This is a genomic window from Thermostichus sp. MS-CIW-41 (genome assembly GCF_054058915.1).
This window is the reverse complement of the sequence record NZ_JBSSBO010000043.1, coordinates 1-24,184: the sequence shown is the minus strand read 5'-3', so window position 1 is coordinate 24,184 and position 24,184 is coordinate 1. Positions and strand designations below refer to the sequence as shown.

Sequence of the window (24,184 nt, the reverse complement as noted above, 5' to 3'; positions counted from 1 at the left end):
AAACAGAAAGATCAACTGGTAGTAATCCGTACTGAACATATTATACATTATTTTCAGTATAGTTGAGCTTATTATTGACTAGAGTCATGCTCTTCAGCTCTCAAGGATTGTGGGAGGCCGGGGTGCCATCGGATTCGAGTTCTAGTCGCGCCAGCAGGACAGAGTCCTTTGTTGGGCAAGCCCTCACCCACCTGGACGCCTCTGGCCGAGCACAAATGGTGGAAGTGGGACACAAGCCCATGGTTGCCCGCTTGGCCACTGCCCAAGGGCAGGTACGCATGTCAGAAACGACTTTGCAGGCTATTCTGGCCGGTCAAGGGCCCAAAGGGAATGTGGTGGAAACAGCCCGGCTGGCCGGGATCATGGCTGCCAAGCGCACCGCCGATCTGATCCCGCTGTGTCATCCTCTGCCCTTGAGCAGCGTCACCGTGGATCTGAATCCGGATCCCCATCTGCCCGGCTTTCTGATCACCGCTACAGTAAAAACCAACGCCCAAACAGGGGTGGAGATGGAGGCTCTGACAGCAGTTTCGGTGGCTGCCCTCACCCTGTACGACATGGCCAAGGCCCTGGAAAAGACGATGGTGATCGAAAACATCCGGCTGCTGCGCAAGTATGGGGGGAAGTCTGGGCCTTTCGAGGCAGAGGATCGGGATAACGCCGAGAAATGCTGAAAGCTTTGCAACAACCAGAGAGTGGTGTTGGGCTAGGGTTGTTGGTGGGCATTGGGGTGCTGCTCTGGCCCATGCTGCGCCAGGGCTATCCCATGACTCACTCCACTCACTTCAACCTCAGTTGGGCCTTTCAGTATCAACGACAGTTTTTCGGCGGGCAGTTTTACCCCCGCTGGCTGGAGTATTCCAACTTCGGCTACGGCAATCCTACCTTTGCCTTTTACCCCCCTCTGTGCATGGTGGCCCCTCTGCCGTTTCGCCTGCTGGAGCTGGATATGCCCGGATCCCTGGTGGCCAGCATGGGCTTGGCAATGGCAGTCTTTGGCGCAGGGCTGTATGCCCTTCTCCGGCAACTCATCCCCTGGGCTTGGGCTCTGGTTTTGGCTCTGGCGGGTATGGCCGGCCCCTATTGGCTGGTGGATATTTACCAACGGGGGGCAATGGGGGAAGTGTGGGCCATTGCTGTCTCTCCCTGGATTTTCTGGGCCTCAGTCCAGGTGATCTGCCGGCCCCAGTCCCTTTGGCCGATTGTGGCCTTAGCCATTAGCTACGGCCTGTTGGCCCTATCTCACTTGCCCACTTTGCTGGTCTTTACGCTAACTTGGCTGCCCCTGCCGTGGGTGCTGAGCCGTCGGGATCCCCTCTGGCCCAGGGTGGGGCGCTGCTACTTGGGGTTTGGGCTGGGGCTGGGGTGGACGGCGTTTTATCTGCTGCCAGCCTTTTGGGATCAGCGCCTCATCCAGGTGGACTTCGTCAATTTCGTCGAAGAGTACATGCCCCAACATCGTTTGATGGTGAGTGGGCTGACCCGGCTCCAGCCACAACTGACGCAGCACTGGTTTGAGAGCGGCCTGGTGGGGTACTGGATCTGGATGGTGGCCGTTGTCTTGGGTGCTGGGATCCTGGTTTTCTGGGAATGGCTGGCCCGCAGGACAAGGGGGATGACCCCAATCCATTCCGCTCGTGCTGGCGAGACGGAGTCCCATGGTGCCTTAGAATCCTCTGCTCCCCTGGCCAAAGCCATCCTGCTCTACAGCTTGGGGGCCAGCTTGGTGGCCCTGCTGATGATGACGGATTTGCTGGGTTGGCTCTACGAGTGGATTTTGCCCCTGCGCCGCATTCAGTTTTCTTGGCGCTGGATGGCGGTGACGGCGGTAACCGTGCCCTGGCTGTTGGGATCCCTGGCCGCCTGGGGGTGGGGACAAAAGGGCTTGAGGATCCTCTTGATTGTGGGGATAGGTCTGGCCATGGGGATACAAAGCTGGCAGGGCTGGCAGGTCTTGTCCAGAGCCTGGTTTGACCCCCAGACCATCCAAACTTTTCAAGAGCTGTCTGCAGCCAAGCCATTTCCCAATGAGCCCCAGCAGCGACCGGGCATCGCTTTTCTTCACTGGCACTGGATCTTTCCCGATGGGCTGGCGCTGGTGGATGTGCCGGAGTACCGACCTCGCCAAGCAACCCTGCCGATGCCGCCCCCAGAGGTGGATCCGCTGCTGCGGTGGCAAGGCGACATGGTGAACTTTGGACGAGAACAAAGCGATCTGGAGCCACTGTTGGAAGTGGAGCAGTGGCGCTATGGCTACCGTCGTTTTCGGGCCGTTAACCCCACCGATCAGGATCAATGGGTAGTCCTGCGCACTTTTTACTACCCTGCTTGGCGGGTACAGGTGGATGGTCGCCTCACGTCTGCTGAGCACAATGGACTGGGGCTGTTGCAGGTGCGGATCCCGCCGGGGGATCATCGCGTGCAGGTGCGCTATCTGGGTACTGCAGCCGAGTGGATGGGGTGGATCTTGACCGGCCTGACGGGGGTGCTGCTGGTGAAGCTGCGGCGGCTGCTTCGTTTGTTGAATTTGAACGGACCGCGGAGACAAGAAACTCCAGAGGAGGTAACAGCATGCTGAGTCGGGTGGCCGATTCCATCTACTGGCTCAACCGCTACGTGGAGCGCGCCGAGAACATCGCCCGCTTCATCGATGTCAATCTCAACCTCATCCTAGACTTGCCCAGCGGTCCCGCCCAGCAGTGGGATCCCATCGTCTACACCACCGGGGATCAGGAGCTGTTTTACCAGCGTTATGGCCAGGCGACCCAAGAAACGGTCATCCAGTTCCTGGCTTTTGATAGGGATTACCCCAACTCCATCCTTTCCTGTTTGCGGCTGGCGCGAGAAAATGCCCGTTCTGTGCGGGAGGTCATTTCTTCAGAAATGTGGGAGCGGGTCAACCGCTTTTATTTGATGGTCAAAGAAGCAGCTCAGCAAGGCCCCCACCTGAGTCAGCTCCATGATTTTTTCACGGAAGTGAAGCTGGCCAGTCACCTATTCGCCGGGGTGATGGATGCCACCATGACCCATGGGGAAGGATGGCATTTTGGCCAGATTGGCCGTCTTTTGGAGCGGGCGGACAAAACGGCGCGCATTTTGGATGTTAAGTATTTTATTTTGCTGCCCTCTCTGCAGTATGTGGGTACGGCTTTGGATGAGTTGCAGTGGATTGCTTTGCTGAAGTCGGCCAGTGCTTATGAAATGTACCGGAAATACAGCCGCCAGCACCGCATCAATCCCAGAGAGGTGGCCTCTTTCCTGATTTTGGATCGGCAATTTCCCCGCTCCATTCAGTTTTGTCTTATTCACGCGGATCGATCCCTGCACCAGATCACCGGCACCCCAGCCGATACCTGGCGGGATCCCAGCGAGCGAGCTTTGGGCCGCCTGCGTTCTGAGCTGGACTACCTAACCATCGACGACATTATGGAGCAGGGCTTACATGAGTTTCTCGACAAATTGCAGCTACAAATGAACCACGTTGGCGATTGCATCTACGAAACTTTCTTTGCCATTCGCCCCTTGCAACCGTCTGAATCCCCTCTACTCTCTCAACGTCAAGCCCAACTGACATGAACGGCCTCGACTCTAAATGCAACGAGAAAAACAGGACACCTGGCCAATTGGGCTGGATCGGCAGCCGACGGGAGTAGATGAGGCAGCCTTTATTGCCGCCAATGCCACACTGATCGGCGATGTCCATCTTTCGGAAGCGGTGAGCATCTGGTACGGGGCCATCTTGCGGGGGGATCTCTCGCCCATTGTCATTGGCCGCCGCAGCAACATCCAAGATGGAGCCATCCTGCACGGGGATCCCGGACAGCCGACCCTGGTTGGCGAGGAAGTGACCGTAGGCCATCGAGCGGTCATCCACAGTGCCCACATCGAGGGGGGATGTCTGATCGGGATTGGGGCCATTATCTTGAACGGGGTCACCATCGGGGCAGGCAGCATGGTGGGAGCTGGAGCGGTGGTCACCCGGTCTGTGCCACCTCGCTCTTTGGCGGCGGGGATCCCGGCTAAGGTTATCCGCACCCTCACCGAGGAAGAGGTCGAGCAACTGCGCCTTCACGCCCAGCACTACGTGGATTTGGCGCTTCAACATGCCAGCCGCTTTGGCCGGTGGAGCAGAGGTTCGGGCGAGCGACTTTGAGCCTATTTTGCCAGCCGTCTCTCAACAGCCGGGATCCGCGCAGAGCACCCAGGTATCTTTGCTGCCGCCCCCCTGGGAGGAGTTCACCACCAGGGATCCCTTCTTGAGGGCGACGCGGGTCAGCCCCCCTGGGTGAACGTAGATCTCTTTGCCGTAGAGGATATAGGGCCGCAAGTCCACATGACAGGGTTCTAGACGGGGGCCTTCTCCCCGATCCACCAAGGTGGGCACGCGAGAAAGGCACAGGGTGGGTTGGGCGATGTAATTGCGCGGTTGGGCGCGGATTTTCTCGGCAAAAGCAGCCCGCTCTGCCGGTGTGGCCTGGGATCCCATCAACATGCCGTAGCCACCCGACTCGTTGGCTGCCTTCACCACCAGCTTGTCCAGGTTTTCCAGTACGTACGCCTGATCCTTGGGATCCCAGCAGAGGTAGGTGGGCACGTTGGGCAAAATGGCTTCCTCTCCCAGGTAGTAGCGGATCATCTGGGGCACATAGGCGTAGATCACCTTGTCGTCCGCCACCCCTGTTCCCAAAGCGTTGGCAATCGCCAGCCGCCCTGACCGGTAGACCTCAAACAGGCCCGGAACCCCCAGTAGAGAATCGGGGCGAAAGGCCAGCGGATCGATGAAGTCGTCGTCGATGCGGCGGTAGATCACATCCACCCGCTGCAGCCCCTTGGTGGTGCGCATTTGCAAATAGCCATCGGCCACCACCAGATCCCGCCCTTCCACCAGCTCCACCCCCATCTGCTGGGCGAGGAAAGAATGCTCGAAGTAGGCGGAGTTGTAGATGCCGGGGGTGAGCACCACCACCGTTGGGTTGGCTAGGTGCGGCACCAGGTTAAGCAGAGTATCCAACAAATGGCTAGGGTAGTCGTCCACCGGGCGGATCCCCATGGTGTTGAACAGGGAGGGAAAGGTGCTTTTCATCACCCGCCGATTTTCCAGCACATAAGAGATTCCCGACGGACAGCGCAGGTTATCTTCCAGCACGTACCAAGTTCCGTCCCGATCCCGCACCAGGTCGGTGCCGGTGACGTGGCACCAAATTCTCCCCGGTGGGTTGAGCCCCACACAGGGCCGCAGAAATCCCTTGGCCGTTTCGATCAGCTCGGCAGGGATCACCCCATCCTTAAGGATCTTCTGGTCGTGATAGACATCGTCGATGAACAGGTTGAGGGCGTGGATGCGCTGCTTGAGACCCTTCTCCAGCCGCTGCCACTCGGAAGCCGAGACGATGCGGGGAATGATGTCAAAGGGGAAAATTCGCTCCGTGCCCTGGCTATCGCCATAGACGTTGAAGGTCACCCCCATTTGAAAGAGGGCCGCCTGCGCCGCCGCTTGCCGCTGCTGCAGTTCCCCTTCTTCCAGAGAATGAATGCGCTCAATCAGCGGGATCGCCTCAGGACGGGGCTGGTTACGCCCCAAAAACAGCTCGTCGTAAAACCCCTCGCCCGGGTCGTAGGCATCAAAACGCACGTCTGGGATCCCTGGAACGCTATCATCTTCTTCTACTTCTTCTACTGTTGGCGGCTCTGGATCTGCATAGTGTGCTTTCAGCTACTTTTAGCCTGGTAAAAAGAAAGGACTCCGTCCCGCGGACGGTGGGTTGGCCAAACCAGGGGGGGAGCTCTAGGGATCCGCCACCTCAAAGGCCCATAGCCCCCGCTCGGCAGGGATCCGATGCAACTGCCCCTTGGGAAAGCGCCGTTGCAGCTCTGCCCCCTGCTGATCCCATACTGCCTCATTCGTGAACAGGGTAAACGGCGGTTCTAGGTCTTGGCCGGGCAACGTCTCTGGGGAAAAAACCTTCACCTCCTGCTCCGGCCCAGCAAAAAATTGAATCCAACTTTGCCAGTAGATAGGCTCTCCCCAGCTGAAATAGGGGTAGGCAGTGCTAGCCGCCAGATAGAAGCGGTAGTCGGGATCCATTTGGCGAGCTGCCACATAGCGCCCGGTGGCCCCCACATCGTTGCCCTGCGTCCAGCCTTTGTGGACAAAGTCTCCAAAAATGGCCAGGTTCCACCCCCCAATCAGCAGGATTGCCCCCGCCATCGCCGCCGCCGGCAGCCAACTCCCGGCCCGGGATCCCCAGCGTTCCAGGAGACCTGCCAGCACTTGGATCCCTTCCAAGGTTAGATAGGCTACAAAGGGCAGGATCACCAGCAGGCGGGTGTAGTTGGGGGCTTTGGTGATGGCCAAGCTAAACAGCAGGTAGAGAAATAGGAAGCTGCCGATACAGAGCCAGTCGTGGGGCTGGCTGCGCTTCTTGAAAAGGCGGTAGAGGCCGGATCCCAGCCCCAGCCAGATCAAAGCCCCCGTCAAGGGATCCACAAAAGCATGGCCATAGTTGGGATAGATGTAGCCGCGGTCGTGCTGGCCGGGGTCGTTGAACATGCTGAGGCCGTTGAAGATGTTGCGCCAGACCGCCTCCTCTGGCGTAGCCGCATTCACCCACATCTGTTGTAACGCCCGCCCTTCCGGGAAAAAGAGAAATTGTTGGCGAGAGTACTCGGCGCTCACCGCAGGTGCTGTGACCGTGGCCACCAGAATGGGCCCAGCCACCAGAAAAAAGCCCAGCGCCGCGGGCACCGTCAGCTTAGCCAGGACCCAGAGGGGATTAGCTTGCTTGTTTTCTCCTCGGAGATCCTCCCGGCCCAGGAGCAGGTACAGAACTCCAAACAGCAACCCCAGCAGGATCACCACCCGCCCCGGCAAATAGCCGTAGAGGGAGAAAGCCGCCGCTCCTCCCCCCAGATAGAGCAACAGGGGATTTTTTTCCCGCACGCCCTTGAGGAGCAAGGCCAGGGCCGCACACTCCACCAGCACAATCAGGTTTTCCCGCATGGCCATGCGGCTGATGCCCAGCAAGGCGTGGTTGGATCCCAAGAGGGCCGCCCCCGCCAAAGCCAGCCGGGATCCCCAAAAAGCGCGAAAGAACCCATAGGCCACCAGAATGGTGACGACCCCGAAGGCGGCATGTACCGTGCGCACATTGAGCAGCGTGACTCCCCCCATCAGCCGCGTCAGGCCGCCGAAGAGGCTGAACATGAAGCGGGGGAAATAGAAATACTCCGGCATCAGCCCAAAGATATCGGGATAGCGCACCCCTGAGGCGCGACGGGCCATGGAGGTGATCACAATCTCGTCAGTATTGATCTGAAAAGGGATGTTGGGCAGGTCGTAGAGGTAGATCGGGGCAAAGACCAACACCAACAGCCCCAGGTGCAACAGCTCCTGTTGCCAGCGCAGCCGCGTCGGATCCCAAGGGGGTTGAGCCGGGGAAAACTGCGCCCAATACAACCCCACCAGCAGGATGCTCAGCAGCCAGAGGCCAATCTGCAGCACGTGGTAGCCAAACACCCCGTACCAGAGGATCAGGGCTACCCCCAAGCCCAAGCCGGATCCCAGCAGGGGCAGATGCCGGGAGGTCATCACCCTATCCCAAACCGCCATAGAACCGATACGACTGGAATCAGGAACGAATCGATCCCTCTCAGCCTACCAGGCGCAAGATGCTCGACAAAACCAGAACTCAGTCAGCTAGAAATCGCAGGAGCCCCGCACTGTACCCGTAGGGTCAGTGCCGGAAGGAATGCGCTTTGATGAAGTACAATGAACTTATGAGCCAAGTCCTGACAATATCCTGTAAGCTCAAGGCGTTCCCGTCACAAGCCGCCAAATTGGACGCGACGATGGATGTCTTTGTGCAGGCATTGAACTGGGTCAACCAGAACACGCCGGAGAAGATCGTCAACGCGGTCAAACTGCAATCCCTTTGCTACTACGAGATTCGAGCCCGGTTCGGCTTGTCCAGTAACTTGGCTCAACAGGTGTGCAGACGGGTGGCAGGCGCCCGCAAAGTGGCGAGACAGCGCAACCGTCCGGTTAAAGAGTTCAAGCGTAGGTTCGTTACCTACGACGCACGTATCTTTTCATTCCGCGAGAAAGACTGGACGGTGTCGCTGACCACGGTGGAAGGGAGAGAACGCTTTGAACTAGCCATTGGCAACTACCAGAGGGGAATGCTGGCTGGCTCTAACCCCAAATCGGCCACCCTAGTCCAGCGGAAGGACGGCTCCTACTACATCCAGATTTGCGTAGAGAAAAACCCGCCCAAGCAACAAGATACCGACAGGGTGATCGGGGTGGACTTGGGCAGGACAGATATTGCCCATACGTCAGAGGGTGATAACTGGAATGGACAGCAGTTGAACCGAGTCCGCGACCACTACTCCAAGCTGAGGGCGGCACTCCAACGCAAAGCCAGTAAGGGCACCCGCAGTTCGCGGCGCAGATGCAGAGAACTGTTGCAACGGCTGTCTGGCAAGGAGAGGCGCTTTCAGGCGTGGGTCAATCATCGCATCTCCAAAGCTATTGTCTCTAGGGCAAAAGCTACCAACAGCGCTATTGCTCTGGAAGACTTGACAGGGATCCGGAAAAGAGTCAATCAACAACCCCGCAGCAAAGCCGAGCGGCGCAGGGCCAACAGTTGGGCGTTTTATCAACTCCGTCAATTTTTGGAGTACAAGGCTCTGCGTGCAGGGGTTGCTTTGATTCTGGTGCCGCCTGCTTACACGTCGCAGACCTGTCACAAGTGTTTGCATATCCATCCCGATCCTGCGCAATCCTACCGCAGTGGCAAGTCGTTCAAGTGTGGGCACTGTGGATGGGAAGGGGATGCGGATTTGAATGGTGCGAATGTGATTGCGCTCTTGGGGGCTGTCGTAAACCAGCCTAGAGGTCCGGGCTTGTTTTGTTCTCTGGTAGAGCAGAACAGGCTCAGGGCTACTGAAAGCCCGCTCCGTACCGCTTAGCGGTCGGAGCCGGGTAGTTTACTCAGCGCCCTCCCCCCTAGTCTTTCTCCCAAGGGGCGAGGGGAGATCAGAAAAGGTTGGAATCAAAACTTTGCCCCACCTGTTCTAGGGATCGCCAACAGGGATTCACAAAATCAATAACTTCACAAAATCAATAACCCCGCATCGGCTCCGCCTCTGGCTCCAATTCCGGATCTATGAAGTTGGACGGATCGTAGAGGAAGCGGTTGACCTCGTCCTCAATGCGATAGATCTCGAAGGGCTCCAATTGTTTGCCAGTTCGCAAGGCCAGCAGGTAGCCATCCACCAGCAGACGTAGCTCATCGGTGCGCCGGTAGCCCCGCTGCCAGGTATCCACCAGAGCATCGGTCAAAGCCTGATAGTGCCGGATCAACTTTGGGTCTTGCAACATGGTGTTCCCTTGCCCTGCCTGTTTCTATCCTAACGTTTGGTGTCTCTTTGTAAGGGGTGATTGCAAACGGGATCCCGAAGCTTGGTCTCTTCTTGGCTTCAAGCCATGGGCAGGTGCAGCCGCGAAGGCGTCTCGCCACCGCTGCGGAGAGTGATGGTGAGAATGCGGGCCTCGATTAGCCGCTCTTCCCGCATCCCCATACCCGTGTTGACAGGGTAGGCCGGGAAACAAGCCGCGCTGAGGCTGAGGCGCAGAGCATGACCGCAAGGAATGCGAATACAGGTGGGCTGACAGGGAATCAGAATGGGGGTACTGGGCTGGGGATCCCGTAGGCGACAATAGCCTTGGGAAAAGTTATACACCTGCCCATCGGGCCTTACCACCGAGAGCACAGCGCAAAGATCGAAACTGGGGCTGTCGGCTTCCGCGTACACCTCCACAGCAATGTCCCCGACCAGAACCAGCTCGGCTTGCAGCGGCGGAGTGGTATAGGTCAGGACATCGGTGCGGCAGTCGAGGGCGGAGCGCTCTTGCGGCCCGGCAGGCTGAACTAGGTGGCCCCCCAAGGCCGGCACCGGTCGCCAGGGATCGTGAACAAAGGTATCCGATTGTTGCGTCGGCGAGGGTTCAGGGCGAAGGGATCCCTCTGCTTCTGAAAGGGCAGCCAAGCCGGTGCTGTGTAGGTAAAAAGCTTTTGGCTCAGGGGTAGGCCAAGCATCAAAGCCGCGCCAGCGGTTGGATCCCATCTCGAACAGGCGTACCGGCGGCTCCTGGAGGATCCCTGTATCTTTGCCTTTGAGGAACTGGTCAAACCAGCGCACCTGCAGGCGATCGATGGGGCTGACAGCCTCTGGGCCAAAGTCCAACGCCCCCACTTTGCGCCCCCAAGGGAGATGGATCCAAGGGCCGATGATCAGGTATTGAGGGTTCTGGCTGCGGGCGCTCATTTCCTTGTAGAGGCGCAGGCTACCACTCAGGTAGCTGTCAAACCAGCCGGCAATGTGTAGCATCGGCAGATCCACCACCTCTAGACGGGGAGAGAGCTTGCGCCAGTATTCATCCGGCTCGCTGTGCTCCAGCCAGTCGAAGTAATAGGACTGGGGGGCATACTGCTGCAACACCCCCGGCTTGAGGGGGATAGGGTCGTAGAGGGGGAGATTGCGGGCAGCTTTCAAAAGCGCTTGGTAGGCATTGGCGTCCCCCCTAAGACGCGCCCCTTCGGTCTCCAGTTGCAAGGCCCAACTGAGGTTGTTGTAGAAGGCAAAGGCCCCCCCTGGGTAAGCGGCATCGGCATAGAGATCGTAAGGCAGCATCGCCGGGCAGATGGCCTTCAAGGCGCTGGGACGGGTAGAAGCCGCATACAGCTGGGTCATGCCCTGATAAGAGAAGCCGTACATGCCCACTACGCCGTTGCTCCCCGGCAAGGCAGCCGCCCAATTGACGGCGTCAAACCCGTCTTCCACCTCATGGCGGAAAGGGTAGAAGGATCCCTTGGAAGTTCCCCGTCCGCGCACATCCTGGATGACCACAATGTACCCCTGGGCCGCATACCACCTGGGATGGGCATACACCACCGTCGAGGCAATGGCCCGCCCATAGGGCTGCCGCATCAGCAAAACCGGGTAGCTCCCCTCCCCTTGCGGGCGATAGACATCCGCGTCCAGTTGGATCCCGTCGCGGGTGAACATGGAAACAGTTTCGCGGGGGCGAACGGGCAACATGGCCTGGGTTGGGCTAGCGGATCTTGCCAAAGGGATACCAACCAAGGACAACCTAAGGGATCCCTGGGTGGATTCTTCCTAAGATAAAACAGAAGCCCTTATGAGAGGGAGAAACTGATACATTTACGCTGAACACTGCTGAACATCACTGTTCAACTATGCAGCGATAGCATTCTGTTTGTTTCCAACCAGAATGGCGGTATCCCGCAAAGCTTTGAGTAGAATACCCAAAGCGCAGTTTCCGTGTCGTCTTACTACCAATTTTCTGCTTTGCTTTGGCTACCATGTTGGCAGACTCGAAAGTAAACAGAAAGATCAACTGGTAGTAATCCGTACTGAACATATTATACATTATTTTCAGTATAGTTGAGCTTATTATTGACTAGAGTCATGCTCCCACCAGAGTTTGAGCCCCTTCCCTGGTATTGCCCTTGATCTCCGGCCTGCTGGCGCAAACGCAACCCCCTCCAGACCCCTCTTTTATGGCTTTTATGGATTTATGGAAACAGAGACCCTGGGAAAAGATTTGTCGGAGCATGCCTCTAACCCCCAAAACCCTGAACTTTGCTGAATTTACTGAGCTTTAGGCGGTTTGGCAAAAGTCATTGAGAGGGATATAGTAGACCAAGTTTCCCCCTGATCCTTGAGTCCACCGCAACGGTTGCCGGGAAGTGAAGGGGGAAAGCGCTCGGGGGGTATTCCTCAGGGCTTTGCGGGATACCGCCTTCCTGTTTGGACTCCGTCCCGCTGACGCGAACAGAGATAGGCAGGATGCGATCGCTTCTTTCCTGAACCATGTTCAGGAGAGTTCAGCGTGAATGTATCAGTACCCCTGACTTCCAACCTCTACAGCTCCCAGAGCCATTGAGGCCTAAGCCTCAGCAAATGCCCTTCTCCAGCCCCCCGACAGCACCTGCAAATCCTCCTCATCCAAGTCCGCAGGAGTGCCGGAGCGGATGAGCTCGGCAAAATCTTCGTTGGGCACCATGAAGCAGAGGGCGTAGAGGCGGCCTGGGCCGGTGTTGCGGATTTCATGCACGCCTGTTGGCGGAACCAAAATGCTATCTCCAGTTTTGATGGGGGCCGCTTTTCCATCGCAAATGGCCAGGCCTTCCCCCTTGAGAACAAAAAACATTTCCACAGCCATTTGATGGCGATTTGGAGGGGTTTTGCCTCCCTCATCGAAGATCTCCACACAAAAGGTTAGAGAAATCTGAGCATGAGAAGGATCGAACACGATGGCCAGGCGATTGGTATCGTGGGGGCTGATGCGAAAAGCCTGATAATCGGCAGGGGTTTTAACAATTGGAATCACGCAGCGGGAAAGCGTTTGCATCCGGATCCTCCGCTCAAGAGATGAGGGGTGAATAGTGGGCAAGTGCTAACAGGGGAGAGCCGCGAGCAAATCTGAGGAGGAGGCGACAAAGCCAAAGCACTGCTTGACGTTGTAGAGGGTAGCTAGCAAACAGTATTCAGGAGAGGTGGTGGCGGCGCAGTCTTCCAGCAAAATGCAGTCGTAGCCGAGGAAATTGGCATCTTGCAGCGTGGTCATGACGCACTGGTCGATGTTCACGCCGGCAAAAAAGAGGGTGGTGCGCCCCAGGTTTCTGAGAATGCTATCGAGAGGGGTATCCCAAAAGCCGCTCATGCGGAACTTATCCACCCAGATATCCTCGGGCTTGACCTCCAGTTCCTCCACCACAGCAGCGCCCCAACTGCCCCGCGTGAGGACCAAAGACCCGTTCTTAGGCAAGGGATCCCCCAGCCCTACTCCCTCTCCGGTGGGGTTGTACACATGTCGCAAGCCGGCGCTGATGTTGAGCAAGTCAGGGCGATTGCCCCAGTTCACCCACACAATCGGCACTTGAGCTTGTCGCAGGCGGGGCAGCAGGGCTTTTAGAGGGCCGATGGGAGCCCGTGCAGGTGTAACATCGACGCCAATGCTGGCCAGCCAACCGTCGGGATGACAAAAGTCGTTTTGCATGTCGATCACCAACAACGCCGCCTTGGCCAGATCCAAGCGCAGGGTTTTGCTGGAGGTGGGTAGCAGGATGGGCCGGGGATCCAAGGGCGGACGGGTGAGGTCGGCCATTTCGGCATTCACGGCCCAAGCATTGGGAGGGATCCCAAGGGTCTTCAAGGGGCGATTGGGGGTGCTCATGGATTCTCCGCTCGCGTCGCGCAGCAGTGGGATCAGGTTGGGCAGTTGAGTGATGACCCACAACTACGCTCGACCTTAATGCACAGCTGACCTGACTTTGGAATCGTAGGCTACACTTTCTCACCTTATTAACGCATGGGATCCCCCAGGGTCAGTCGATAGGGGCTGAGATGGAGATCAGGAGAAGAAAAACCGAGGAGATTTCCGAAAAGCTGCCCAGGGATCCCTCCCTGCACGCTATGCTGTAGAAACTTGAAATGATTATGTAGAAGCATGAGCATCCTGCGGCAATATATCTTTCCCGCTCTCATCCTGCTGGTGTTTCTGTTTACCCTGGTGGTGGTGAGCATCCGCTCGTTTCTGCCGGAGGATATGGCCCAGCCTGCCCCCCTAGAAGAAGCGACGCCTGTGGCCCTTTCTGCAAATGCCTGAGGATGGCTGAACAAGGGATCCCTTTGCCTGTGGGTTATCGTTGGCGCATTGGTTCAGCCTGGGATCGGCCCTGGGTGCGACGAGGATTGCAGGCCACGTTGCAGGAATCTTTTCCAGAGCAAAGCAACTGGGATCACCTGGAAGAGACGCTGGATCGCCTCTTCGACCCCCCCCGTACCCCCTGCTGGTGGATCCTCAAGGAAGAAACAGGGGAGCCGGTGGGCTGTGTTTGGGCCGGCATCTCCACAGATCAAGCCACCCATCGGCGGGTAGCCTACATTTTTCTGCTCTGGGTGGATCCCGCCCATCGTCGGCAGGGCCTGGGCAGAGCTTTGATGCAACAGGTGGAACGCTGGGGATCCCAGCAGCAGCTGGCGGCCATCACCCTGCAGGTTTATCGCCATAACCAGGCTGCCCTCAATTTCTACAAGCGGGCCCATTTCTCCGTGCAAGGCTACTGGCTGTACAAACCCCTCGGCGCCGCTGGCGTGGCAGAACCAAAAGGTTATGAAGTTTTGTAAATAAGCTGGGATCCGCTCTCAGTTGCTCCTTTGATGAAAGCGTGATGAAAACGATGGCATCGACCGGAGGGAAAGCCCATGTCCAGACCTGTCAAACTCAGTGAAGCTGAGGTCCAAGCCAAGCTGGAAAATCTGCCGGGCTGGTCTTTGCGGGAGGGAAAGCTGCATCGCCAATTTCAGTTTCGCTCCTTTGTCGAAGCCTTTGGCTGGATGAGCAGTGTGGCCTTGGTGGCCGAAAGCATGGGGCACCACCCCGAATGGAGCAATGTCTACAACCGCGTGCGGGTGGATCTCACCACCCACGATGCCGGGGGCATTACAGAACTGGACTTTACCCTGGCGCAACGCATGAACGAGCTGGCCAGCTAGACGCTTCAGTACCCAACTTTGGGGATCCCTTCAGAGCCGGTTTGGCAAGGGATCCCCATTGGTTTGTTGCTGCCTCTAAGGTTGTGTCGGGAGTTGCGCTGGTCTGATAGACTAAGCCTAAGGTTAAGAAATGATAATTTTATGAACGTGCTGGTTGTGGGGGCGACGGGAACGCTGGGCCGTCAGGTGGTGCGCCGAGCCATCGAAGAGGGACACCAAGTTACCTGTCTGGTGCGAAATCCGGCAAAGGCTGCTTTCTTAAGTGAATGGGGCGCTCACCTGAAGGTGGGAAACCTGCTTCAGCCCAGCACCCTCAACTCCGCGATGGAAGGCATCGAGGCGGTGCTCGACTGTGCTACGGTGCGGGTGACCGACACCCTCAGCGCCCGTCAGGTGGACTGGGATGGCAAGGTTGCCCTGATCAATGCGGCACGGGCTGCCCAGGTAGGGCATTTTATCTTTTTCTCCATCATGGGCGCCCACCACGAGTATCCCAATGTGCCCCTGATGAATTTCAAGCATCACATTGAGAAGTATTTGGTTGGATCCCAGATGCCCTACACCATTTTCCGGCCAGCGGGCTTTATGCAGGGGTTGATTGGCCAGTACGCCATCCCCATCTTGGAAGAACAAATCGTCTGGGTAACCGGCGAGGGCATGCCAACGGCCTACCTAGACACCCTAGATGCAGCCCGGTTTGCGGTGCGAGCTCTCACTGTAGAAGCTGCCAAGCAGCAAATCTTTCCCTTGGTGGGGCCCAAGGCTTGGACGGCTCGAGAAGTCATTGCCTTGTGCGAGCAGCTCTCCGGCAAAAAGGCCAAGGTCAGCACCATGCCGCTGGGACTGCTGAGAGGGGCGCGCAAGGTGGCGCAGTTTTTTCAGTGGAGCTGGAACATTGCCGACCGGCTGGCGTTTGTGGAGGTGATCGCGGCCAAAGAACCCATGCACGCCGATATGACGCCTGTATGCGAAACCTTGGGGATCGAACTGGCCTCTCTGACCTCTCTTGAGGACTACCTAGCGGAGTATTTCCAGAAGATGTTGAAACGGCTTCGCGAGCTAAAGGTCAAGCAACCCAAAGTCAAAACGCCCTTCTAAGTCGTTGTTCTCAGTCTTCTCGGCAATTTCACAGCAGCTTGAGCAGCAACCTTGGGAGAAGGGGTGGACGGGGTCGTGTTTGCGTTAGCGGATGCCATAGCCACAACCACTGGGATGAACTCCTGGGATGAACTCCCAGACACTTTTTATTGACACTGCGCCATATTCAAGTTGGCGGAGATCAACCCGTACCATAACACAAAGCCGCTCTGTCGCGACAGCGGGCCGTAGGCCTTCGCTTTGGCGGTGCGGAGCGCTAAACCCAGTTTTCTTGATCATTCCCTGTGTCCAAACAATCGCAAATCCTTAGGTTCCCAAGGGGTTCATTTCCATCTACGCTTTAGAGAGTGAGGGGGTGACAACGACAAAGGTTATTCTGCTCCCCCTGCTTGAACTATAGATTTTTATCTATAGTTTTTATCGGAAAGTTCAATTTTTATCTATCTCGGTTCGCAGCTAAGATGCTGCTTAAGATTTTTTACAGGATCTCAGCAAGTGTTCCAGTTTGGCCAAGATCCCTGGCCGAAGGAGGATTATGAGCTTGAACGGGCTGGTCACAACTGCATGGCTGATTCCCCTCTACGCCTTGGTGGCGTGGGCGGGAGCGCTGATCTGGTCCCCAGGAATCACCCGGCGCACGGGACCACGTCCGGCAGGTTATCTGAATGCGCTCTTGACGTTGATGGCCTTCCTGCACAGCGTGGGGGCGCTGGTGGCAATTTGGGATCAGCCGGCGCAGGTCATTCGGTTGCCCTGGCTACAGGTGGGGGATCTGATGTTAGAGCTGCCGCTGCAGGTGTCATCGGTAACTCTGGGGGCCTGCGCTGTGGTGACGGGGCTGAACCTGGTGGCCCAGATCTACGGCTTTGGCTACATGGAAATGGACTGGGGCTGGGCGCGGTTTTTCTCCCTGCTGGGCCTGTTTGAGGGGGGGATGTGTGCCTTGGCTTTGTGCGACTCCCTCTTTTTCAGCTACGTGATCCTGGAGATTTTGACCCTGGGCACTTACCTGTTGGTGGGCTTTTGGTTCAACCAATCGCTGGTGGTGACGGGAGCGCGGGATGCTTTTTTAACCAAGCGCATCGGCGACCTGTTGCTCTTGATGGGGGTAATCGCCATCTATCCCCTGACCGGCTCCTGGGAGTTTGAGGATTTGGCGGCCTGGGCAGAGGCGGTGCAGGCAGGATCTGTCACTGTGGATCCCACCCTGCTGGCCCTGGTAGGGCTGGGGTTGCTGGCCGGCCCCGTAGGCAAGTGTGCCCAATTTCCTCTGCACCTGTGGCTGGATGAGGCGATGGAAGGGCCGATCCCCTCGACGATCTTGCGCAATGCGGTGGTGGTGGGCACAGGGGCCTGGGTGTTGATTCGCCTGCAACCCCTCTACGAGCTTTCCCCAACAGTGCTAAGGGTGATGCTAACCATCGGCGGCTTGACAGCGGTGGGGGGATCCCTAGTGGCCTTGGCCCAGATCGATGCCAAGCGGGCCCTGTCTTATCTGGTGAGCGCCTACATGGGCTTGATCTTTGTGGCGGTGGGCACCGGTCATCCCCAGCAAGCCTATGGGTTGCTGCTGACCTATGCGCCCGCGATGGCCCTGTTGGTGATGGCGCTGGGCATGGTGATCTGGAACAGCATTACCCAGGATCTGCGCTATCTAGGAGGCTTGTGGTCGCGGCGCCCTATCTCGGGGCTGTGCTTCTTGACCGGGATGGCTGGAATCATCGCTTTGCCTCCCTTCGGCTCCTTTTGGGTGCTGACGGATCTCTGGCAGCAGTTGGTGCAACCGGGGCAGGGGTTGTGGGCGGCAGTTGTGCTGGTTACCAATGCGGTGACGGCGCTGGGGCTAACGCGGGTATTTGGCCTTGTTTGGGGGGGCAAACCGCAGCAGATGAGCGAGCGCTCGCCAGAGGTGCATTGGCCGATGACGTTGCCTAGCACCGCCATGATGGGGGTAACGCTGCACATGCCCATGATCCTAGCGGCACTAGGTCTGATTCCCGCTCTGGAAGGGATCCCTGTTGGGGTAATGACGGGATCCAGCTTGACAGGCATTGCCTTGGGAGCCTGGCTGTATCTGCGTCCGCAGCGGCAGCCGGTGGACTGGGCCTTCTTGGCCGACTGGCAGGATTTGTTGGCCAACGACTTCTACACCCCCAAGCTCTACCGGGCCAGTGTGGTGTTTGCGGTACGCATCATCTCTGAGGTTACAGCCTTGTTCGACCGCTATGTGGTAGACGGCTTGGTAAATTTGACCAGCTTGGCGGTATTGGCGGGTGGACAGGTTTTGAAATACACCACCTCTGGCCAGTTGCAAGCCTACGTGCTGACGATTGTGGTGGGGGTGGCCCTGCTGGGCTGGCTGATTCTCTAGGCTTGGGCAAGGTAGCGGGACGGAGTCCTTAGATAAAGAGGGAAAAGACCATGCTGAGTGCCTTGATTGTGTTGCCGATCTTGGGATCCCTGCTCCTGTTCTTAGGCTTGGGGGGGCGAAAGCTGGCGGTGGCCTTGGCCGGGATCCTGCTGGGGATCTCGCTGCTGCTGTTTGCCAACTTTGACCTGCAAGCGGAAGGGCTGCAGTGGGTGCAGCGGTGGGATTGGATCCCGGCAATTGGGCTGAGCTACTCCCTGGGCCTGGACGGGTTTTCCCTGCTGATGGTGGCTTTGAATGGGTTGCTCACGCTGATTGCGGTGCTGACGGCTGAGCCAGAGGTGAAGCGGCCCAACCTCTTATACGGCTGCATTTTGCTCATGAGCGGGTCGGTCAACGGGGCTTTTGTTGCCCAGAACCTGCTTTTGTTCTTCTTGTTTTACGAACTGGTGCTGATCCCGATCTACCTGCTCATCTCCATTTGGGGCAGCCCCAAGCGGGATTATGCTGCCATCAAGTTTTTGATTTACACCGCCGTTTCCGCCATCTTTCTGTTGGGGGCCTTTTTGGCCATCTACTGGCTGGGGGATCCCCATAGCTTTGAGCTGCTGGAGATCCGCATCACCTCTCTCAGCCCTGTTGCCCAGACCTTGACGCTGTTGGCCTTGATCGTGGCTTTCGGCATTAAGATGCCGCTGATCCCCTTCCACACCTGGTTGCCTGATGCATACGGGGAGTCGTCGCCGCCAGTGGCCATCCTCCTGGGAGGGATCCTCTCCAAGTTAGGCACGTACGGTCTGTTTCGCTTTGGGCTGCAGTTGTTTCCCCAAGCTTGGGCCGACCTGGGCGGGATCCTAGCCTGGTGGGGAGCCATTGCCGTGTTGTCCGGGGCTTTGGCAGCCATCGCCCAAAAAGACATCAAGCGCATGGTGGCCTACAGCTCCATTGGCCACATGGGCTACATCTTGCTGGGCATGGCGGCAGCCACCCCGATTAGCCTGACCGGGGCGATGGTGCAGATGGTCTCCCATGGTCTCATCTTGGCGCTGCTGTTTGATCTGGTAGGCTTGGTGGAGCGCAAAGTGGGAACCCGCGATCTGGATGTGCTCAACGGCCTGCTCAACCCCTTGCGAGGCTTGCCCACAGTGAGCGCCCTGCTCATCTTGGGGGGGATGGCCAGCGCCGGGATCCCTGGCCTGGTGGGCTTTGTGGCGGAGTTTTTGATCTTCCAGGGCAGCTATCAGGATTTTCCTTTGCCGACTTTGATCAGCATCTGTGGCACCGGTTTGACGGCGGTGTACTTCGTGATTTTGCTAAACCGCACCTGCTTTGGCAGGTTGGACAACCGTACCGCCTACTACCCACGCGTGCACGGCTGGGAGCGGATCCCGGGGCTGATTTTGACGGCCTTGATCGTTTGGTTTGGGATCCAGCCCATGAGCCTGGTGAAATGGCCGCAACCGTTGGCCTTTACCCTATCCACCCAGGTGGCTCAGGCCCAAACGCTTATCTTGGCATCAGCCGGTGACCTTGCCCCCATCACCCTCTCTGGAGCCGATCCAGGCAAGCGGGAAACTCCCAGGAATTGAGATCCCAGCAGATGCCCCCTATGGAGCCAGGACTTTTGAAGAGTTGGAGACTTCTTCCATGACGACAACCCTTACAACCCGCAAGCTTCCCCCTTCTACCCACCCTTTTGCGGATGTAGTCCACCGCTTGGAGGCAGGGGGATCCATGCTGCCAGATACGCCGGAAAACCTGATGCAAATTATCGGCCTCTACAAAGCCTATGCCGTGCCAATGGATTTCTACTGGCGGGATCTGCTCTACATTGCCGAGCAGGTGTTTGTGGATCCCTTGCCTTTTTTCAAGTTCATCATTCCTGAAGAGTATCTGAAGCTGGCCAACCACTACGCGGGGGATAACGCGGATTTGCGCATTTGGCGAGGCCAGGCTACGGCCCACCCCGAGCTGCTGGAGTTTATGGAAAAGGGGGAGCTGAAGCGCAAGCTGCCCAGGATTTTGCATCACCTCTGGCATGACCGCATCAACATGGAATTTGCCGAAGAATGTATGCGGGCCATGCTCTGGCACCGCGATATGGGGGGCTTGCTGGATCCCTACATGGATTCCGAAGAATACAAGCAAAATGCCGACCGCGCCATCCGCGCCTATTGCCAGGGCAACCCCTTGTTGATGGGGCTATACAAGCTCTTCCCCGATATGTTTTTGGAGCTGTGCCGCCAGGCCACCATGTACTCGGTGTTGGGCCTGTTTTGGGAGGTGATGGCTCCGGTCTTTTTTGAGATGAGCGATCTCTACGATGAAGGCAAAATTACCAGCGTGCCGGAGGCGATGAACTTTCTGGTCAACGGGATCTTCGCCATTGCCGGACGACCCATCTACCACCGCGTGCGTATTCGGGGAGAATGGTACGATATTGTGCCCAAATCCAAGGGATTTACCTGGCTATATGAGGCTGCCTTCCCCTATGTAGAGGCCGTGTTTTATCGCACCTCTCCTTTCCGCGGCACTAAGTCCTACAACGCCCAGGCCAACGAAGTTCCCACCAACCAGTTGGACTTCCACTACGGGATCCTCTACGCCGATAAGTTTCCGGTGGGCACCGCCGGGATCCCGCCCACGCTCTTGCACCAGGATATGTACCACTTTTTGCCCCAGTATTTGGTGGAATATTACCGCAAGCATTGCCGCGGCGAAGAGGACATGCTGATTCAACTGGGGGTTAGCTTCCAGCGCTCCATGTACAACGTCACCTCAGCCGTGATTCAGGCGGGAAGGGCCGCTTTCTTGTATCCCCTTGATGATCCAAATCCACGGCACTTGATGATGAACCGCCGTTATTTTGAGGGCCAACTCAATCGCTTCACCCGACCGGAATATGGGATCCGGGAAGCAGCCCGCCTCGCCTACATTCAGGATCAGAATTATCGCTAGCCCGTGGCAACTTTAATGATCCCAAAGCCTTTCGAGCAGCAATCCAGTTAGCAACAACTTCACAGCAAAAGGATCCCGGCCATGCCCGATATTGTTGATATTGCCGTCTCTGCTGAGGGCTTTTCCACCTTGGTAACTGCCGTTAAAGCGGCAAACCTGGTGGATACTTTGAAAAGCCCCGGCCCCTTTACCGTTTTTGCCCCTACCGATGCGGCTTTTGCCAAGCTGCCCCCTGGCACCATCACCACTCTGGTGCAAAACATCCCCCAACTGACTCGCATCCTGTGTTACCACGTGGTGCCCGGCCGCTTGAAAAAGGCAGATTTGGCCAAGTACCAAAGTGTGGGCTCGGTAGAGGGATCCCCCATCGACTTGTTGATCGAAGGGGACGTTTTCGAGGTCAATAACGCCACCGTTATCCAAGCGGACATCGAAGCCGATAACGGCATCATCCACGTCATCGACACTGTCATCCTGATGCGGCCCCACTGGTTCTGGCCGATTATGAACTCCGCCTTGGCTGCCTCGGCCAGAGGATAGACAGATCTATCGTGAACCGAGCTTGGGGAAAGTGCCTGGGTGAACCCTCTCCCCCTCTCCGCAACTTTATAGGTACGGTCAGAGATTTCTGCTCCGCGTGCAGTCTACACCATCCCCCAACCCCCACAGGGTGGGGATTTTTGTCTCTCGGTAGCAGTGATGTCGCCGTCTTTTAAACCCAGAGATGAATCCGAAGCTTGGCCTGATACGTACCTTATTTAGCCTGTTCTCTGACCGAGGAGCTTTTTTCCATGTTGTTGATCGGTTTTTCCCTTCGGCCTCGTTCAATTTTCGAGGCTTTTTGCGGCTTTTGCCTGGTTGCTGTCTTGTTTCTCAGCGGTTAAGGAAGCTTTACAAATCTCACAACCCCACTTCTACCCATTGCTAACTTTGGCCCTGGACATATTCACATTGCTCAGCCGCAGCCAGGACAATCTTTCGCCCAGGCCACAGGGCCGGTGGTCTTTGTCTTGAACATGTTGCCGATCCAGGCAATCAGTCGGGGAATTTCCGACTGGAAGCCAACCTCACCCCTGAGCAAGTCTCCAGCTTTTTGGCCGGAGCTTACTACATCAACATTCACACGCAGGCCAACCCGCCGGGCGAGTTGCGAGCCCAGGTGGTTTTCCCTCGCTAAGGTTTGATCCAGTACCCCATCTGGGATCCCCGCAGGTGAGGGGATCCCTAATTTTTGCGGACGGATTGGCTGTTCTGTGAACTCCCCCACGGTCAGTCGTGCCGGCAGGACAGAGTTTCTGTGTAGCTCCTGGCCAGCAGCTTTCGGTAGTCCTGGAGCTGGCCTGCCAGTCCCCTTTACAGAGCGAGCTGTAGGCTTCACCTCTGGGCTAGCTGTGGAGCGCCAAGGGAATAACTACACAGGTTGTTGCCCACCTACAATGGCCCGACAGCGAATGTAGGGGCCGCCCGCATCCACCTTGGCCGGTTGACCCTTGCCACAATGGCCGGATCCCAAGTCCCACAGGAAGTCCCGCGAGACGGCATCCACCGATTGCAGCACCTCAAAAGCATTGCCGGTGATGGTGACACCGCGCAGCAACTCCGCCAGCTTGCCATCGCGAATGCGGTAGGCCCGCTCTACCCCAAACATAAACTCGCCCGTGGAGTCCGCCTGCCCGTTCCTGGCCCCATCCAGGAAGTAGCCATCGGGAGTGCTGGCGATGATTTCCTCTAGCGTTTGGGATCCGGGTTCAATGAAGGTGTTGCGCATGCGGATCAAAGGCTCATCGGCATATTCCCAGGCGCGGGCATTGCCGGTGGGCTCTACGCCAAAGTGGGCAGCAGTTTCGCGGTTGTGGAGATAGCTGACCAGAATGCCGTTTTGGATGATGGTGGTGCTTTGGGTAGGAACGCCCTCGTCGTCCACAGGAAGGGTTCCCCCTGCCCCCGGCATAAACTCTGAATGGCCGGAGTCTTTGAGGGTAACCCAGTCGCTGGCCACCCGCTGCCCCAGCTTGCCGGCAGCCACAGAACCCGCCAGAACAAAATCCGCCTCGACCGTGTGGCCAATGGCCTCGTGCACCAACAGCCCCACGATGGAAGGCGACAGAATAACCGTGGCCCATCCCCCTTCTGCGTAGCCTGCGGACAATAAATCAACCGCGGTAGCAGCCGCCTTTTCCGCCATCTGCAAGGGATGCGAGCGGAACAGGCAATCCCATCCCCCTGTTACCCCAATGGCCTCGGAGCCACTGCTGAGCTGGCCGGCAGCTTCGGCCACCGCCTGAACTCGCAGCTCGGGGCGCACCAGACGAAAGGCCACATCCGCCCCATCGGTGGTGACAATGGCTTTTTCCTCGTAGATCTCGTTGTAGGTGCAACTGGCGGAGCTAATTTGGCGAGAGGCCTGCCGGGCCTGAGCCTCGGTTTCCAAAGCCAACTGGATCTTCGCCTCCAGCGGTTTGTTCAACACCTCCTCCACACCGGGCTCGCAGAACTCCCCTTGGGCCAGCCGCACACTGGGCAGGGATCCCAGCTTTTGTTTGCGGTAGTCGGCGCTGGCTTGGGCGGCACGGCGAGCCTCAGCGATGGCCTCCCGAATAGCAGCCGGCGAGGGATCCCCGGTGGCAGCAAAGCCCCAAGTGCCGGCCTCCAACACCCGCACCCCCACTCCGGAACGGCGACGAACCGTAGTGCGCTCAAGGCGGCCCTTCTCGGCAGTGACGCTGCGGAACACCTTGCTGTGGTAGCGCAGTTCCACAAAGCCAGAGCAGTCTCGAAGGATGTCGCGCAGAAGGTCTCGCATAGCAACAGGGAGATGGGTGTAGTCCTCAGTCCAGCATAGCCCGATCCTGGAAAGTCGATGAGCTGCCACGCCGAGTGAAAGCCCCGATCCCGTTCGTGTCAGCAGTGCGGAACATTTTGGCCAGGCCCGCCGTTAGCTAAACCGCCGAGAAGCCCCGCCCTCTGTCCGTAGGACGTATGGCCTACGGCCCGCTGAAGCGAACGTGCTAGCGGCGCGGAGCGCTTGGGTCGGGATGAGAGGCGGGAGTACCTTGGCTTTCAATGTACTGGCTCAATGCCGAGACTGTTACCCCACCACATGAAGCGATGAAATAAGATTCATTCCACAGCACATTTTTCCGGTATATCTTGCTGATGTAATCCGCAAACTCG

The 24,184-nt window shown here is 57.6% G+C and carries 22 protein-coding genes; 14 read left to right on the top strand and 8 right to left on the bottom strand.

What is annotated here, in order from left to right; all coding sequences use genetic code 11:
* Nucleotides 1-122 precede the first annotated feature (122 nt).
* The 4 genes from moaC to ACVWXE_RS11500 are packed head-to-tail and all read left to right on the top strand — an operon-like array spanning nt 123 to nt 4,153.
* Nucleotides 123-674 (top strand): cyclic pyranopterin monophosphate synthase MoaC, encoded by a 552-nt coding sequence (gene moaC, locus ACVWXE_RS11515; protein ID WP_457445114.1) that lies wholly within the window; start codon nt 123-125, stop codon nt 672-674.
* Entirely contained in the window at nt 668-2,578 is a 1,911-nt protein-coding gene (locus ACVWXE_RS11510) for a hypothetical protein (RefSeq protein WP_457490364.1), read from the top strand. Before moaC ends, ACVWXE_RS11510 begins: the two co-directional genes overlap by 7 nt.
* Complete coding sequence (locus ACVWXE_RS11505; RefSeq protein WP_457383986.1) at nt 2,572-3,576, top strand: alpha-E domain-containing protein; 1,005 nt, start codon at nt 2,572-2,574, stop codon at nt 3,574-3,576. The genes ACVWXE_RS11510 and ACVWXE_RS11505 overlap by 7 nt, the downstream gene beginning before the upstream one ends.
* A gap of 16 nt (nt 3,577-3,592) precedes the next feature.
* A complete protein-coding gene (locus ACVWXE_RS11500) occupies nt 3,593-4,153 on the top strand; it encodes a gamma carbonic anhydrase family protein (protein ID WP_457490363.1) in 561 nt (186 codons plus the stop codon).
* A gap of 21 nt (nt 4,154-4,174) precedes the next feature.
* On the opposite strand, the gene ACVWXE_RS11495 is transcribed toward ACVWXE_RS11500, so the two are convergent.
* On the bottom strand, nt 4,175-5,632 hold the full coding sequence (locus ACVWXE_RS11495; RefSeq protein ID WP_457445123.1) for a circularly permuted type 2 ATP-grasp protein: 1,458 nt from the start codon (nt 5,630-5,632) through the stop codon (nt 4,175-4,177).
* 153 nt (nt 5,633-5,785) lie between these two features.
* On the bottom strand, nt 5,786-7,588 hold the full coding sequence (locus ACVWXE_RS11490) for a glycosyltransferase family 39 protein (protein WP_457490362.1): 1,803 nt from the start codon (nt 7,586-7,588) through the stop codon (nt 5,786-5,788).
* Nucleotides 7,589-7,776: 188 nt separating this feature from the next.
* On the opposite strand from ACVWXE_RS11490, the gene ACVWXE_RS11485 reads away from it, so the two are divergent.
* The gene (locus ACVWXE_RS11485; protein WP_457490367.1) at nt 7,777-8,970 is read left to right on the top strand and encodes an RNA-guided endonuclease InsQ/TnpB family protein; all 1,194 of its coding nucleotides are present in this window, start codon (nt 7,777-7,779) and stop codon (nt 8,968-8,970) included.
* 151 nt (nt 8,971-9,121) lie between these two features.
* Here the strand turns inward: ACVWXE_RS11485 and ACVWXE_RS11480 are convergent, their stop codons facing one another.
* The 4 genes from ACVWXE_RS11480 to ACVWXE_RS11465 all read right to left on the bottom strand — a co-directional run bounded on the left by ACVWXE_RS11480 (nt 9,122) and on the right by ACVWXE_RS11465 (nt 13,264).
* Nucleotides 9,122-9,382 carry a DUF6761 family protein gene (locus ACVWXE_RS11480; protein ID WP_011434405.1) on the bottom strand — a complete coding sequence of 87 codons (261 nt, stop codon included), beginning with the start codon at nt 9,380-9,382 and terminating at the stop codon, nt 9,122-9,124.
* A gap of 98 nt (nt 9,383-9,480) precedes the next feature.
* On the bottom strand, nt 9,481-11,103 hold the full coding sequence (locus ACVWXE_RS11475; protein WP_457490366.1) for a CocE/NonD family hydrolase: 1,623 nt from the start codon (nt 11,101-11,103) through the stop codon (nt 9,481-9,483).
* Between the two features lie 871 nt (nt 11,104-11,974).
* Complete coding sequence (locus ACVWXE_RS11470; RefSeq protein WP_414331516.1) at nt 11,975-12,439, bottom strand: cupin domain-containing protein; 465 nt, start codon at nt 12,437-12,439, stop codon at nt 11,975-11,977.
* Between the two features lie 45 nt (nt 12,440-12,484).
* Complete coding sequence (locus ACVWXE_RS11465) at nt 12,485-13,264, bottom strand: cysteine hydrolase family protein (protein ID WP_041437718.1); 780 nt, start codon at nt 13,262-13,264, stop codon at nt 12,485-12,487.
* A gap of 273 nt (nt 13,265-13,537) precedes the next feature.
* On the opposite strand from ACVWXE_RS11465, the gene ACVWXE_RS11460 reads away from it, so the two are divergent.
* The 9 genes from ACVWXE_RS11460 (at nt 13,538) to ACVWXE_RS11420 (ending at nt 22,187) form a co-directional block, all read left to right on the top strand.
* Complete coding sequence (locus ACVWXE_RS11460; RefSeq protein WP_011434410.1) at nt 13,538-13,696, top strand: hypothetical protein; 159 nt, start codon at nt 13,538-13,540, stop codon at nt 13,694-13,696.
* A gap of 2 nt (nt 13,697-13,698) precedes the next feature.
* Nucleotides 13,699-14,217 carry a GNAT family N-acetyltransferase gene (locus tag ACVWXE_RS11455; RefSeq protein ID WP_457466424.1) on the top strand — a complete coding sequence of 173 codons (519 nt, stop codon included), beginning with the start codon at nt 13,699-13,701 and terminating at the stop codon, nt 14,215-14,217.
* Between the two features lie 78 nt (nt 14,218-14,295).
* Entirely contained in the window at nt 14,296-14,586 is a 291-nt protein-coding gene (locus tag ACVWXE_RS11450) for a 4a-hydroxytetrahydrobiopterin dehydratase (protein WP_457490361.1), read from the top strand.
* A gap of 141 nt (nt 14,587-14,727) precedes the next feature.
* Complete coding sequence (locus ACVWXE_RS11445) at nt 14,728-15,684, top strand: NAD(P)H-binding protein (protein WP_457490360.1); 957 nt, start codon at nt 14,728-14,730, stop codon at nt 15,682-15,684.
* 535 nt (nt 15,685-16,219) lie between these two features.
* On the top strand, nt 16,220-18,055 hold the full coding sequence (locus ACVWXE_RS11440) for an NAD(P)H-quinone oxidoreductase subunit F (RefSeq protein ID WP_457403433.1): 1,836 nt from the start codon (nt 16,220-16,222) through the stop codon (nt 18,053-18,055).
* A 50-nt stretch (nt 18,056-18,105) separates the two neighbouring features.
* Nucleotides 18,106-19,641: an NADH-quinone oxidoreductase subunit M gene (locus tag ACVWXE_RS11435; protein ID WP_457490359.1), complete on the top strand. Its 1,536-nt coding sequence runs from the start codon at nt 18,106-18,108 to the stop codon at nt 19,639-19,641.
* Between the two features lie 58 nt (nt 19,642-19,699).
* Nucleotides 19,700-21,010, top strand: a complete 1,311-nt coding sequence (locus tag ACVWXE_RS11430) for a CO2 hydration protein (RefSeq protein ID WP_414342182.1) — start codon at nt 19,700-19,702, stop codon at nt 21,008-21,010.
* Nucleotides 21,011-21,091: 81 nt separating this feature from the next.
* Nucleotides 21,092-21,550: a fasciclin domain-containing protein gene (locus ACVWXE_RS11425; RefSeq protein WP_414357838.1), complete on the top strand. Its 459-nt coding sequence runs from the start codon at nt 21,092-21,094 to the stop codon at nt 21,548-21,550.
* A gap of 433 nt (nt 21,551-21,983) precedes the next feature.
* The gene (locus ACVWXE_RS11420; RefSeq protein WP_414389182.1) at nt 21,984-22,187 is read left to right on the top strand and encodes a CHRD domain-containing protein; all 204 of its coding nucleotides are present in this window, start codon (nt 21,984-21,986) and stop codon (nt 22,185-22,187) included.
* A 234-nt stretch (nt 22,188-22,421) separates the two neighbouring features.
* Here ACVWXE_RS11420 and ACVWXE_RS11415 read toward each other — a convergent pair whose 3' ends face one another.
* Nucleotides 22,422-23,813: a TldD/PmbA family protein gene (locus ACVWXE_RS11415; protein ID WP_457490358.1), complete on the bottom strand. Its 1,392-nt coding sequence runs from the start codon at nt 23,811-23,813 to the stop codon at nt 22,422-22,424.
* 205 nt (nt 23,814-24,018) lie between these two features.
* Nucleotides 24,019-24,184 (bottom strand): transposase (locus ACVWXE_RS11410; protein ID WP_457490365.1); only part of this gene is annotated, 166 nt, incomplete at its 5' end.